Raw genomic sequence first — 12,346 nt, forward strand, 5'->3', positions numbered from 1 at the left:
TGGAATTCCTGGCTTAGCTGTCCCGGGCAATAACGAAGCGGGCGGCGTCCTTCAAGGTTTCTGCTGACGCACCGTACCCGTCCAACGCAGCACAGGCCGTTTCAACCAGATCTGTCGCGCGGGTTTTGGCCGCCTCAAGACCCAAAAGCGAAACAAAGGTTGCCTTGCCCGCATCTGCGTCTTTCTGCAGCCGTTTTCCTGCCTTTTCCACATCGCCTTCTACATCCAAGATGTCATCAGCAATTTGAAAGGCAAGCCCAAGAGCCTGCGCATAATCGCGCAGAGGGGTCGGACCGGCTTGCGCCAGCCGCGCACCCGCACAAGCAGACCATTCGATCAACGCACCTGTCTTGCCCGCCTGCAACCGGGTGATTTGTTCCAGTGTCAAAGGCGTGGCCGCTGTTTCGGCTGCGATATCCAGCGCCTGACCCAGAACCATGCCTTGCGCCCCGCTGGCTTGGGCCAGAGTCAGAGCCAATTCTGCACGCGTTTGGGCATCGCCAACTTCGGGCCGAGTGCACAGTTCAAATGCTAAGGTCTGCAACGCATCACCGGCCAACACCCCGGTCCCTTCGTTCCATTTCACATGAACAGTGGGCCGCCCTCGGCGCAAATCATCATCATCCATGCAGGGCAGGTCATCATGGACCAAAGAATAAGCGTGCAGCGCTTCGATCCCCGTTGCGGGCCAGATCGAGCGGGCCTCATCCACGTCATGCAAGCGCGCGCTTTCCCGCACCAAAAACCCGCGCAACCGTTTACCACCTTGCGTGGCATAGGCCATGGCCCGCGTTACGTCGACATCGTCCAGTGCGCCTAGAACCAGGTCAAAATGCGCCTGAATGCGCGCTGCATCCTGCGCCAGTCTTTCGCGAAACATTTACTGACCGTCGACAGATGTGGTCCCGGTGGGTTGCCCTGTGGCATCCAGAGTGATCGCGGCCACTTTCTCTTCAGCCCGCTTCAACTCGTCCTCGCACCGTTTCTTCAGGGCCGCACCGCGTTCATACAGCGCGATCGATTGATCCAATGCCACGTCGCCGCGTTCAAGCTGGCCCACAACGGCTTCAAGCTCTTTCATGGCCTGCTCGAATGTCATCTGCTCAACTGGGGTATCGGTCATGGTGCTGCCTTCATCAATTCTTCCACATGGGCGCGTGTGGCCGCGGCCAATGCGTTCAGATCATACCCGCCTTCCAGAGTCGAGACGATACGACCGTCACAAACCTCATCGGCGATTTTGCACAGCTCGGCTGTGATCCAGGCAAAGTCGCCAGTGGACCAGTTCAGATTGGCCAGCGGGTCGTCCTGATGGGCGTCAAACCCGGCGGAAATGATGATCAGATCGGGGTTGAACGCCCGCAGGCGCGGAAACGCCTGGGACTCGTACGCTGCGCGCATGTCAGCCCCACCGCTGCCCGGAGCCAGCGGGATATTAAGAACCGTGTCGTGAACCCCTGTCTCATCCGGGCGTCCCGAACCGGGCCAAAGGGGCATCTGCTGGCTGGTGATCACCAGGGCACGCGCTTCGTCCCACAGCAAATCCTGTGTTCCATTGCCGTGATGAACGTCAAAATCAACAACGGCAACGCGGCTAAGCCCGTGATGGTCCAGCGCATGTTTCGCCGCCAAGGCCGCATTGCCAAACAGGCAAAACCCCATTGCAGTGTCTGTTTCCGCATGATGCCCCGGCGGGCGAATGGCGCAGAACGCATTCGTTACGTCTCCGCTCAGTACCAGATCGACCGCTCGCACCACTGCGCCTGCGGCTCGATAGGCTGCGTCCACCGAGCCCGGCGACATGAACGTATCCCCGTCAATCTGCGCAAACCCATCTGACGGGCGCGTGGATCGAATATCGCGAATGTAACCTTCCGGATGCACCCGAAGCAGATCGTCATCAGCCGCCAACGGAGCGGTCATCCGTTTCAGTTCCAACCCTTCCAGGGCGTTCAGAACATGCTCCAACCGCGCCACCCGTTCGGGGTGACCCTCAGGCGTGATATGGCCCAGGCAATCAGCATGGGTCAAAAGGGCAGTTGTCATCGGGATCCCCTGTTCATCTGGCTACAAATACCTTCGCCGAAGGCACAAAACCGCCGCGCAGCGGCACGCTTAATCCGGTGCCAGCATATAGCCTGCGCCGCGGACGGTTTGCAGATATCTGGGCTGTTTCGGGTCTTGCTCGATCTTGCGCCGCAGGCGCGTGATCTGCACGTCCACTGCACGTTCCTGCGCTTGGCCTTTGTCGCGCCCAAGATCCTCTACCAGTTTTGCGCGGCTGATCGGTTCGCCGGGCTGTGCCGAGAAGATCTTCATCAACTGGCTTTCCGTTGCGGTCAGGCGCACGGGATCTTCGCCCTGCCACATCTCTCCCCGCTCGATGTCATATCGGATCGGGCCGAGGTACAGGATCTTCGCGGCTGTTTCCTCGGCTGGCGTTTCCGGCATCCTGCGTAGAATTGCGTTGATCCGCAGCAGCAGCTCTTTTGGCTCGAAGGGTTTCGCCAGATAGTCATCTGCCCCGGCCTCAAGCCCTGCAATCCGGTGTTCGGTTTCCCCTTTGGCGGTTAGAAGCAGGATGGGAGTGCTGTGCGTCTCACGCAGCGATTTTGTCAGACTGACACCATCTTCGCCCGGCATCATGACATCCATGACAATCATGTCGAAATCCAGCCCTGACAAGACCCGCCGCGCATGGGCAGCATCCCGAGCTGCAGTGACCAAGAACCCGTTTCGCATCAGGAATTTCTTGAGCAGATCGCGAATGCGTTCGTCATCGTCAACAATCAGCAGATGGGCGTCCATATCGCTCATGAGGTCGTATCCCGAAGTTTCGTATAGGCATGACGCATATCAGCATCCATCATTGCTTCAAGCACTTTGCGAAATCCGGCCACAGCTTCGGGACCGGCATCCTTGTAAGCGGCGCGCATCCTGGAGCGTTGCGCATCTGACAACGTCGTCTCCAGAGCTTGCCCCTTCTCAGTCAGAAATAGGTGGCGTTCGCGTTTGTCCACCGTGCCGACACGGCTTTCCACCAGCCCATCCTCGATCAAGGTTCGTAAAACCCTGTTTAGAGACTGTTTTGTGACACCAAGGATCGCTAACAAGTTGTTGACCGTAGTCCCAGGTGCACGGTTGATGAAATGGATTGCCCGATGGTGGGCGCGGCCATATGCCATTTCGGTTAGGATGCGATCAGGGTCCGCAGTAAAGCCGCGATAGGCGAAAAACATGGCCTCAATCCCCTGCCGTAATTGCTCATCGGTCAAAAACAACAGGCTTTCGCCCCCATAACGCGGGGCCGGGCGGATGTCGGACATGGTGCGCCTCATTCGTTACTCGGGGCCGAGTTTATGTCAGCGTTATTGACATTCCAAGGGTAGAGCGGTATCGAATCGCAGTTTTTGCGCAATAATATGTTCGTATCGGACTTAATTGGCGCAATAATCGAAAATTCACCCGGTTCAGGAGGTTTCGCATGGCGGGGTATGATGATCGTGATGGTACCATTTGGATGGATGGCAAGCTGGTGCCCTGGCGTGAGGCCAATGTCCATATTCTGACCCACGCCATGCACTATGCCTCGTCCGTGTTTGAAGGCGAGCGCGCATATAACGGCAAGATCTTCAAAAGCCGGGAGCACTCCGAGCGACTGATCGCATCGGCCGAGGCGCTGGATATGCCGATGCCCTATTCGGTCGACGAAATTGAAGCTGCGAAGGAAGAGGCGCTGAAAGCCAGCGGCCTGCAAGACGCCTATGTGCGTGCTCTGGTCTGGCGCGGCTCGGGCGAAGATATGGGCGTGGCGTCCGCCAAGAATCCGGTGCGCATGGCCGTCGCGGTCTGGCCCTGGGGTGCTTATTACGGCGACGCGAAAATGCAGGGCGCTAAGCTGGACATTGCCGAATGGAAACGCCCCAGCCCTGAAACCATCCCGGTTCACGCCAAGGCCGCAGGCCTTTACATGATCTGCACCATCTCGAAACACAAAGCCGAAGCCAAAGGCTGCTCGGATGCCTTGTTCATGGACTGGCGTGGATATGTGGCTGAAGCGACCGGCGCGAATGTCTTTTTCGTCAAAGATGGAGAGGTTCACACGCCGCTGGCCGATTGCTTTTTGAACGGCATCACGCGCCAGACGGTGATCCAGATGTTGAAAGACAAAGGCATCACCGTGCATGAGCGCCGTATTAAGCCCGAGGAAATGGCCGATTTCGAACAATGCTGGCTGACCGGTACCGCAGCTGAGGTTACTCCGGTCGGGCAGATTGGGGAGTACACATTCGAGGTGGGCGACCTGACCCGCGAGATTGCGGAAGACTACGAAAAGCTGGTCCGCTCGTAAGCTTCAGCCCCCCGCTCCGGCGGGGGTTTTTCATTGCAGAAAGTGCAAATATCCATGCAATGCGTCCAGCAATCTGGACGGCTTGTATGGAAAGCGTATTTTTGGCGCATGTTAGATCTTCTCAGCGATATTCTCACGCGCCTGTCCCTGCGTGGCACATTCTACTTTCGCACATCGTTCACACCGCCCTTCGGCATTCAGGTGCCGGGCTATGAAAACGTCGCGCGGTTTCATTTTGTGCAGCGTGGTGAGCTTAAGGTGCATGTCTCAACGACTGGCGAGACACTGAGGCTGCGACAGGGTGACTTGATCCTGATTCCCCACGGTGCGCCGCACGCGTTGCTCTGTGCCGAGGTCAAGCCTTTGGATGCGTTGCCTTTGGAAGAGGTGCTTGAGGTGGCTGGCTACACAGGCGACGGTGTGCTGGTATACGGTGGCTCTGACGAAGACCGAGATACGCAGCTGATCTGCGGTCACTTTTCTTTCACAGGTCCTGCCGGGCGGAAGGGCACTGGGCACATGCTGATCGACCGTCTGCCGCCCTACATCCTTATCGAAAACTACGGCGAAGAAGCCGGGGCCTGGATGGAATCGACTCTGCGTATGATTGGTTCCGAGGTTTCTGGCGCGAAAATTGGCGGCGACCTGATCGCGATGAAATTGTCCGAAGTTCTGTTCGCGCAGGCAATCCGGGCCTATCTGGAACGCCAGAGTCCGCAGGATTCGGCTTTGGCCGGGTTTGCCGATTTGCGCATTTCGCGGGCGCTGACCGCGTTCCATCAAGCCCCGGCTGAGGATTGGAGCGTCGCATCTTTGGCGCGAGAGGCCGGTATGTCTCGCACTGCCTTTGCTCAGCTTTTTGCCGAGAAAATGGGAACGACGCCGATGCAATACCTCACAGACTGGAGGATGCAGATCGCCTGCCATGGTCTGACCGAGGCGCGCTGGAACGTGGCGGACGCGGCAGCCGAAGTCGGATACGCCTCGGAAGCCGCGTTCTCGCGTGTATTCAAAAAACAGGTTGGCCTGTCACCGGCTGCGTACAGGGCGATGCACTGATACTCCGCTAATTTTGAACGATCTGCATTATATCGTAAACGCTCAGGAATTCAGCGTCCGGGATCACCAGATTAACTTCCTTTCATCACTGGTTGAGGAAAGGAAAACCTTATGTCCCTGCGTTTTGTAACCCGCTCTGTCCACGCCTATCTGGATTACCCGGTCGCCGTTGCCCTGATGACCTTGCCGTTCCTTCTGGGGCTGGGTCATTCCAATCCGCTGGCCCTGTGGTTGTCTGTTGCGACCGGGGTGGCCGCCTTTGTTCTGACGGTTCTGACCGATCACCATCTGGGGATCTGGCGGGTTTTGCCCTACAAGGTTCACCTGGCCGTAGACTTGTTGGTCGGCATCACCTTTCTGTTTGCACCCAGCATTCTGGGGTTCTCGGGGTTGGATGCGGCGTTCTACTGGCTGAATGGCGCGGCTGTGGTGCTGGTCATCTCGCTCAGCGCGCCCGAGCAGGAAGTCGCAGCCTGACGGCGTTATCCACATCTGTCATGGTATCATCATGATACTGTCAAGAAACTGAGCCGCGGGGTTTACAAACTGGCGGCTCATATCGGCGCACCAATCGCGTGGTCGGAGAATCGATCACCAGACAGGAGAGCCTCACTATGACCAAGATCTTACGCCCAAACCGTCGTTCGTTTCTGGCAGGCAGCACTGCCTTTGCCGCTTCGCTGGCCATGCCAGCCATCAGCCGCGCCGGATCGCGCCCCGTGTTCACACATGGCGTTCAGTCCGGTGACGTCGATACGACATCGGGCATGATCTGGACGCGCACGGATCGTCCCTCTCGCGTGATGATGGAAGTATCGACCACAGAAAGCTTCGCAGACGCCCGCACACTCCCGCCGATGGATGCCATCCCCAACAGCGATTTTGCAGTGAAATGTCTGGTCGAGGGGCTGCCATCGGATCAAGACATCTTCTACCGATTCGTCGCCGCTGATCTGAGTGACATCCACACCGTAACAGAGCCTATTACTGGGCAATTTCGCACCGCACCGACCTCGCGTCGTAACATTCGGTTTGCCTGGTCAGGTGATACGGCCGGTCAGGGATGGGGTATTGATGACGAAGGTATGCGCACCTACGCGACCATGGCGCAGCACAAGCCGGACTTCTTCATACATTCCGGTGACACCGTCTATGCCGACGGTCCTATGCAGGATGAGGTCGAGAAAGACGGCCAGCTGATCTGGAAGAACACAACCCTGATCGACGAGAAACGCAAGGTGGCCGAAACGCTGGATGAATTCCGCGCCCAGTGGAAATACAACATGATGGACGAGCATGTGCGGGCCATGAACGCCGTTTGTCCCACCTTTTTCCAGTGGGATGACCATGAGGTTGTGAACAACTGGTCCGACGCAAAAGACCTGATTTCAGACGACCGGTATACCGAGAAGTCGGTGCATGTTCTTCAGTCACGCGCCGGGCGTGCTTTCCATGAGATGACACCGTTGCGCATTACGCCGGCAGAGCCAGGGCGTGTGTATCGCAAGATTTCCTATGGTCCGATGCTGGACGTCTTCTTCCTGGACCTGCGCAGTTATCGTGGACCGAACGGCCCGTCGATGGAGGATGAAATCACGGATCAATCCCGCATTCTGGGCGCGGAACAACTGGCATGGCTCAAGCAAGAGCTGGCAGGATCTCAAGCGACCTGGAAAGTGATTGCCTCGGACATGCCGATCGGATTGATCGTCTGGGACAACTGGAAGGAACAGGCCGGAGCAGAGGCAATTTCGAACGGCGACAGCGGGCCGGCCAAGGGGCGCGAGTTGGAGATCGCGGATCTGCTGCGTTTCATCAAAACGGCTGGCATCACCAACACGGTCTGGTTCACAGCAGATGTCCACTACACTGCCGCGCACTACTACGACCCTAACAAAGCACAATTCCAGGATTTTGAACCGTTTTGGGAGTTTGTTTCGGGTCCGCTGCACGCAGGGACATTTGGTCCAAACGCGTTGGATGGGACCTTTGGTCCTGAGGTCAAGTTCGTCAAAGCACCCGCCGAGGGGCAAGGGGTGAACTTGCCTCCAAGTGAAGGGCTGCAGTTCTTTGGTCTGGTGGACATTGACGGAGTGACCGAACAGATGACGGTTCGGCTGATGGATCGGGCAGATACCGAACTCTGGTCGGTTACGTTGGACCCGCAGGATCGCGCGCTCTGATTTCTTGTAACGACGTGTTTGCACCCCGAGCAATCCTCGGGGTGTTTTAGGGCTTGAAAATCCCGACTTAAATAGTCAGATTATTCGCAACGCCAGATGTTGTACCATCAAGCTCATGGTTTCGGGGCGGTTTGCAGGTTTGGCATGACTTTGGTGATAGCTTGCCGCCGCTCCGGAAACGAACCTGTCTAAACAGAACGAGGCCGAAATGAGCGAGTCGCTAGATGAAATTATGGCACGCCATGACGCGCTGGCTGTGTGTGGATGCACCTGTTGCGACAGTGACTATTGCGCCTATGTCGATTGCCAAAAGCCGCGCCGCAAACAAACCGAAGCGATGCCGCCTGTAAGATCAAAACCTGACGATCTTACCCCACGCGCCTCGCTTCGAGAGATTGTTGAAGCGACCCTGAGCCGTTTTGGCTGAGTGACGTAGGCCGTGAGGCCTACGTCAGCCAATTGTCAAAAATCCACGCCGCGCTGCGCCTTGATCCCCGCTTGGAACGGGTGCTTTTCCTCAGTCATCTCAGTAACCAAGTCGGCGTAATCACGCAGCGCTTGGGGCGCGTCGCGGCCGGTCAGGAACACGCTGGTCTTGTCCGAACGCGCGTTCAGGCCGTCGATGACCTGCTCAACAGACAGATACTCGTACCGCAGCGCGATGTTGATCTCGTCCAGCACGACCAGATCGTACTCGCCGCTGGACATCAGGGCGCGCGCCTTGTCGAAGGCGGCGTTTGCGGCAGCGATGTCGCGTTCGCGATCCTGCGTGTCCCAGGTGAAACCTTCGCCCATCGTGTGCCATGTCACCAGATCACGTTCTTCAAAAAAACGGCGCTCGCCTGTTTTCCACTTGCCCTTGATGAACTGAACCACGGCGACTTTCTGGCCCCAGCCCAGCGCGCGGATAACCACGCCAAAAGCGGCGGATGACTTGCCTTTGCCCTTGCCGGTGTTGATTAGAACCAGACCGCGACCGGGGTCCACCGCCTCGGACACTTTCTTGCGGTGCTTGGCTTGCACCTGCTGCATCTTTTCCTTGTGATCCTGCGCGTCGCTCATGGGGGAACCTCTTTGATTGTCCGGCCCAACCTAGGGGAAGATTACAAAAGGTAAAGTCACGCTTTGGGGTCTGTGACTGACCGGGCTTTGCCACGCTCGAGCCCCAACTGGTGTTCGCGCCAGATCACAACAACATTGCCTGCGATGACCAAAGCGGCCCCAATCAGGATTGCAAGCGTTGGCAGTTCGTCGAACCAGACATAGCCAATCACAATCGCAAACAGCATGGTCGCGTAATCATAAGGTGCAAGCATCGAAGCCTGACCAAAGCGATAAGAAGACGTCACCAATATCTGCGCAACCCCGCCGATCAGGCCCATCATGATCAGTATTAGAGCCTGATTCCACGTCGGCATCGTCCATCCCCAGGACGCGGTCAGCGCCGACAGTAAGGTTGCGGTCATCGAGAAATAGAAGACGATCGCAGCCGGGTGATCGACTTTGACAAGCTGCCGGATATGAATCTGCACAAAGGCGCGCGCGATGGTGGCCCCCAAAACGCACAGAGCGCCGATGGTTGCGGCGACCTCCATCTGGGTGCTGCCCAAGCGTGGCCAAATCATGATCAGGACCCCCAACAGACCAAGAGCCACCGCGCCGATACGGATCAGACGAATGCGTTCGCCCAGCATCACGGCGGCCAGAATCAGGGTGAAGATCGGTGTGGCGTAGCCAATTGCCGTCACCTCGGGCAGGGGCAGCAAGCTGAGGCCGGTAAAGGTAAGCCCCATGGCGCTGGTGCCCAGGACGCCGCGCCAGAAATGGCCCATGGGTTTTTTGACCACAAAGCCCTTGGATAATTCCCCGCGCGCGATGAGCCAAAGAATGATGACGGGAATCGCGAACAGGGACCGGAAGAAAACCAATTGGCCCGGCGGGAATTCATCCGATAAAGCTTTGACCAAGGCGGACATCGACGTGAACAGGAACAGCGCGCCCAGTTTCAGCGTCACTGCCAGCATAGGTCGATGCGATGTTAAGGGTTTTGTCATCGGCGCGAACCTGCGCCTTTGGAGGACAAAGATCAACGGGTGGGTTTAGTCATTCACCCAGGATTGAGGCAGAGAATTGCCGATTTCCTCGCCGAATTCTTCAAGAAAGCGGATCATACGCGTGGTGCGTTGTTCCGCAATCTGTCTGCCGGTCTGGGTCAGCATGTCGCCCGGCAGCCCCAGCAGTTTGACTTTCCAATGGTCGAGCGAGAAATGCAGGTCGTCCAATGGCCGGTTTTGGGCAAAGGGATCTGCCGCGTCATAAAGAGTACGCCCCAGTGCTCCGGAAACAGAAAAGTTGCGCGCAATACCAATGGCACCCAAAGCATCAAGCCGATCTGCATCGCGTAGGACACGCGCCTCGGCTGTTTTCGGAGTAATGTCGGCCGAGAAGCTATGGGCTTCGATCGCATGCTGGATGGCTCGGATCTGGTTCGAGTTATACCCCAAATCCTGCAGAATAGGCTCTGATTCCACTGCGGATTTGCGAGATGCCAGATGCCGATCAGGATCATCCTTGGGTAGATTTACCAGATCATGCAGATAACTTGCGGCCAGCAGCACGGACATATCGGTTTGATCATCTGCGATGGCCTGAGCGTTGGTCCAGACCCGATCCAGATGGGCCAGATCATGGGCTGGATCCGTTTCCATGCGATGCGCGACCACCGCACGTAGGCGCGTGCGCAGATCAGCCGATCCGTCCACGGTTCTCTCCGATCTGACCGCGATGCAGAAGCAGGTGGTCGAGGATCACGCAGGCCATCATCGCTTCGCCAACCGGAACCGCGCGGATGCCGACGCAGGGGTCGTGGCGGCCTTTGGTGATGATCTCGGTCTCTTCACCCGACTTGGTGATCGTTTTGCGTGTGGTCAAGATCGATGACGTAGGCTTCACGGCAAAGCGTACCACAATGTCCTGTCCGGTTGAGATACCGCCCAGAATGCCACCGGCGTGATTCGAGCTGTATTGCGGGCCGTTCTGGCCCATGAAGATCTCATCCGCATTGGCTTCGCCGGTCAGTTCCGCGGCCGCCATGCCTTCGCCAATTTCTACACCTTTGACGGCGTTGATCGACATCATCGCAGCGGCCAGATCAGTATCTAATTTGCCGTATACGGGCGCTCCGATTCCTGCTGGAACACCGCGCGCGACGACCTCGACCACAGCGCCGACCGAGTTGCCGGACTTGCGCAGATCGTCCAGATACGCGGCCCAGTCCTCGGCAGCTTGTGCATCGGGTGTCCAGAACGGGTTCTGTTCGATCTGGGACCAGTCGAAATTTGCACGGTCGATTTTGTGCGGTCCAATTTGCGTCATGTAGCCTGTGATCTGCACATTCGGCGCGATCTGTTTGATCGCCTCACGCGCGAGCCCTCCGGCGGCGACACGTGATGCGGTTTCCCGCGCCGAGCTGCGCCCGCCTCCGCGATAGTCGCGGATGCCGTATTTCTGCCAATAGGTGATATCGGCGTGGCCCGGACGGAACTTGTCCATGATATCGCCGTAGTCTTTTGAACGCTGATCGGTATTCTCGATCATCAATTGCACCGGAGTGCCGGTGGTCTGGCCTTCGAATACTCCCGAGAGGATTTTTACCTGGTCCGGTTCGCGCCGCTGCGTGGTGAACTTGTTCTGACCCGGTTTGCGCTTGTCCAGCCAGTGCTGGATCATGGCTTCGTCGATTTGAACACCCGGAGGGCAGCCGTCGACCGTAGCGCCCAAAGCGGGACCATGGCTTTCGCCCCAGGTGGTGACGCGGAAGAGGTGTCCAAAACTGTTCATCGACATGGGGCGTGCTCCTTTGCGGGTCGTGATTAGCGGGCGCGGGTCCTGGCCTCAAGCGGAATTGCGTTTTGGAGGTGGTGGAGGGGACGTCGTCCCCTCTTGAGCCTGCGGCTCAATTCACCCCTGCCGTATTTGGGACAAGAAGAAGCGATCAAGCTGCGCTTGCGATTTTTGTGCGGATCTGGGTGATGCCGAGCGCGGCTTGAGCGGCTTCGCGGCCCTTTTGCACGAAGTGGTCGCGGTAGATGGCGTTGTGGTGCTCGGTCTCTTGATACTGGTGCGGCGTCAGCGAGACAGACAGGACAGGAACGCCGGTATCCATTCCTGCTCGCATTAGGCCATCGACCACTGCCTGCGCGACGAAGTCGTGGCGGTAGATGCCGCCATCCACAACAAAGGCGGCGCACGCTACGACGGTGTAGTTGCCGGTTTGGGCCAGGTCGCGGGCCAACAAGGGCATTTCGAACGCGCCGGGGACGTCGAAGACATCGACCTGCTTGGCGGGGATGAGTTCGAGGAAGCCGTCAAGTGCGCGGTCGACGATATCGGAATGCCAGTTGGCTTTGACAAAAGCATAGCGGGTGTGTGTCATCGTGATCTCCTTTCGTAACAGACACGTCACCCAAGGCGATCACGAACAAGCACACCGATTGCCGGCGTGTTGCACGTTCTCTTTCATCCGGACTGTAACCGTCGGCTCTGGCTTCTCACCAGATCTGCTTGTCACCCTCTGGCGCTTCTACACTTTGTCCGAAAACCGGTTCCCACTTTTCGGATCGTGGACACTTTTGGGCCGCTCGCGGGCTTACGGGTCGTCGCCCGCATACCGCCGGTGGGGAATTTCGCCCCGCCCTGAGAACAAGACGGTCCTTGCATATCTTGGGCCTCGTCTGCAAGAGATTTGGCAGGA

General features: G+C 57.8%; 15 protein-coding genes and 1 riboswitch. Of the genes, 5 read left to right on the forward strand and 10 right to left on the reverse strand.

Features of this window, described 5'->3' with window-relative positions; translation table 11 throughout:
• Nucleotides 1-13 precede the first annotated feature (13 nt).
• The 5 genes from I9187_RS00895 to I9187_RS00915 form a co-directional block, all read right to left on the reverse strand.
• Complete coding sequence (locus I9187_RS00895) at nucleotides 14-880, reverse strand: polyprenyl synthetase family protein (protein ID WP_171178472.1); 867 nt, start codon at nucleotides 878-880, stop codon at nucleotides 14-16.
• On the reverse strand, nucleotides 881-1,123 hold the full coding sequence (locus I9187_RS00900) for an exodeoxyribonuclease VII small subunit (RefSeq protein ID WP_171178469.1): 243 nt from the start codon (nucleotides 1,121-1,123) through the stop codon (nucleotides 881-883).
• On the reverse strand, nucleotides 1,120-2,046 hold the full coding sequence (locus I9187_RS00905) for a histone deacetylase family protein (RefSeq protein ID WP_171178467.1): 927 nt from the start codon (nucleotides 2,044-2,046) through the stop codon (nucleotides 1,120-1,122). Before I9187_RS00905 ends, I9187_RS00900 begins: the two co-directional genes overlap by 4 nt.
• Before the next feature lie 69 nt (nucleotides 2,047-2,115).
• Nucleotides 2,116-2,817, reverse strand: coding sequence for a response regulator (locus I9187_RS00910; protein ID WP_171178465.1), 702 nt, complete (start codon nucleotides 2,815-2,817; stop codon nucleotides 2,116-2,118).
• The gene (locus tag I9187_RS00915) at nucleotides 2,814-3,326 is read right to left on the reverse strand and encodes a MarR family winged helix-turn-helix transcriptional regulator (RefSeq protein ID WP_171178463.1); all 513 of its coding nucleotides are present in this window, start codon (nucleotides 3,324-3,326) and stop codon (nucleotides 2,814-2,816) included. The genes I9187_RS00910 and I9187_RS00915 overlap by 4 nt, the downstream gene beginning before the upstream one ends.
• A gap of 158 nt (nucleotides 3,327-3,484) precedes the next feature.
• Between I9187_RS00915 and I9187_RS00920 the strand changes: the two genes are divergently transcribed.
• From I9187_RS00920 to I9187_RS00940, 5 genes are all read left to right on the forward strand, one after another.
• Nucleotides 3,485-4,351, forward strand: coding sequence for a branched-chain amino acid aminotransferase (locus I9187_RS00920; protein ID WP_171178461.1), 867 nt, complete (start codon nucleotides 3,485-3,487; stop codon nucleotides 4,349-4,351).
• A 108-nt stretch (nucleotides 4,352-4,459) separates the two neighbouring features.
• Nucleotides 4,460-5,410 carry an AraC family transcriptional regulator gene (locus I9187_RS00925; protein ID WP_171178460.1) on the forward strand — a complete coding sequence of 317 codons (951 nt, stop codon included), beginning with the start codon at nucleotides 4,460-4,462 and terminating at the stop codon, nucleotides 5,408-5,410.
• A gap of 111 nt (nucleotides 5,411-5,521) precedes the next feature.
• Nucleotides 5,522-5,887, forward strand: a complete 366-nt coding sequence (locus I9187_RS00930; RefSeq protein ID WP_171178458.1) for a hypothetical protein — start codon at nucleotides 5,522-5,524, stop codon at nucleotides 5,885-5,887.
• Nucleotides 5,888-6,024: 137 nt separating this feature from the next.
• The gene (locus I9187_RS00935; RefSeq protein ID WP_209509334.1) at nucleotides 6,025-7,593 is read left to right on the forward strand and encodes an alkaline phosphatase; all 1,569 of its coding nucleotides are present in this window, start codon (nucleotides 6,025-6,027) and stop codon (nucleotides 7,591-7,593) included.
• Nucleotides 7,594-7,801: 208 nt separating this feature from the next.
• A complete protein-coding gene (locus I9187_RS00940; protein ID WP_171178454.1) occupies nucleotides 7,802-8,020 on the forward strand; it encodes a hypothetical protein in 219 nt (72 codons plus the stop codon).
• A gap of 35 nt (nucleotides 8,021-8,055) precedes the next feature.
• Here the strand turns inward: I9187_RS00940 and cobO are convergent, their stop codons facing one another.
• From cobO to I9187_RS00965, 5 genes are all read right to left on the reverse strand, one after another.
• Nucleotides 8,056-8,655: a cob(I)yrinic acid a,c-diamide adenosyltransferase gene (gene cobO / locus I9187_RS00945; RefSeq protein WP_171178452.1), complete on the reverse strand. Its 600-nt coding sequence runs from the start codon at nucleotides 8,653-8,655 to the stop codon at nucleotides 8,056-8,058.
• 56 nt (nucleotides 8,656-8,711) lie between these two features.
• Entirely contained in the window at nucleotides 8,712-9,647 is a 936-nt protein-coding gene (locus tag I9187_RS00950) for a DMT family transporter (protein ID WP_171178450.1), read from the reverse strand.
• A 45-nt stretch (nucleotides 9,648-9,692) separates the two neighbouring features.
• Entirely contained in the window at nucleotides 9,693-10,355 is a 663-nt protein-coding gene (locus I9187_RS00955) for an HD domain-containing protein (RefSeq protein ID WP_171178448.1), read from the reverse strand.
• Nucleotides 10,339-11,439 (reverse strand): chorismate synthase, encoded by a 1,101-nt coding sequence (gene aroC / locus I9187_RS00960; protein ID WP_171178446.1) that lies wholly within the window; start codon nucleotides 11,437-11,439, stop codon nucleotides 10,339-10,341. Before aroC ends, I9187_RS00955 begins: the two co-directional genes overlap by 17 nt.
• 148 nt (nucleotides 11,440-11,587) lie before the next feature.
• The gene (locus I9187_RS00965; protein ID WP_171178444.1) at nucleotides 11,588-12,028 is read right to left on the reverse strand and encodes a 6,7-dimethyl-8-ribityllumazine synthase; all 441 of its coding nucleotides are present in this window, start codon (nucleotides 12,026-12,028) and stop codon (nucleotides 11,588-11,590) included.
• Between the two features lie 71 nt (nucleotides 12,029-12,099).
• A riboswitch (FMN riboswitch) is annotated at nucleotides 12,100-12,300 on the reverse strand.
• Between the last annotated feature and the right edge of the window lie 46 nt (nucleotides 12,301-12,346).

It is taken from the genome of Ruegeria sp. HKCCE4148 (assembly GCF_017872495.1).
Lineage (GTDB): Bacteria > Pseudomonadota > Alphaproteobacteria > Rhodobacterales > Rhodobacteraceae > Ruegeria.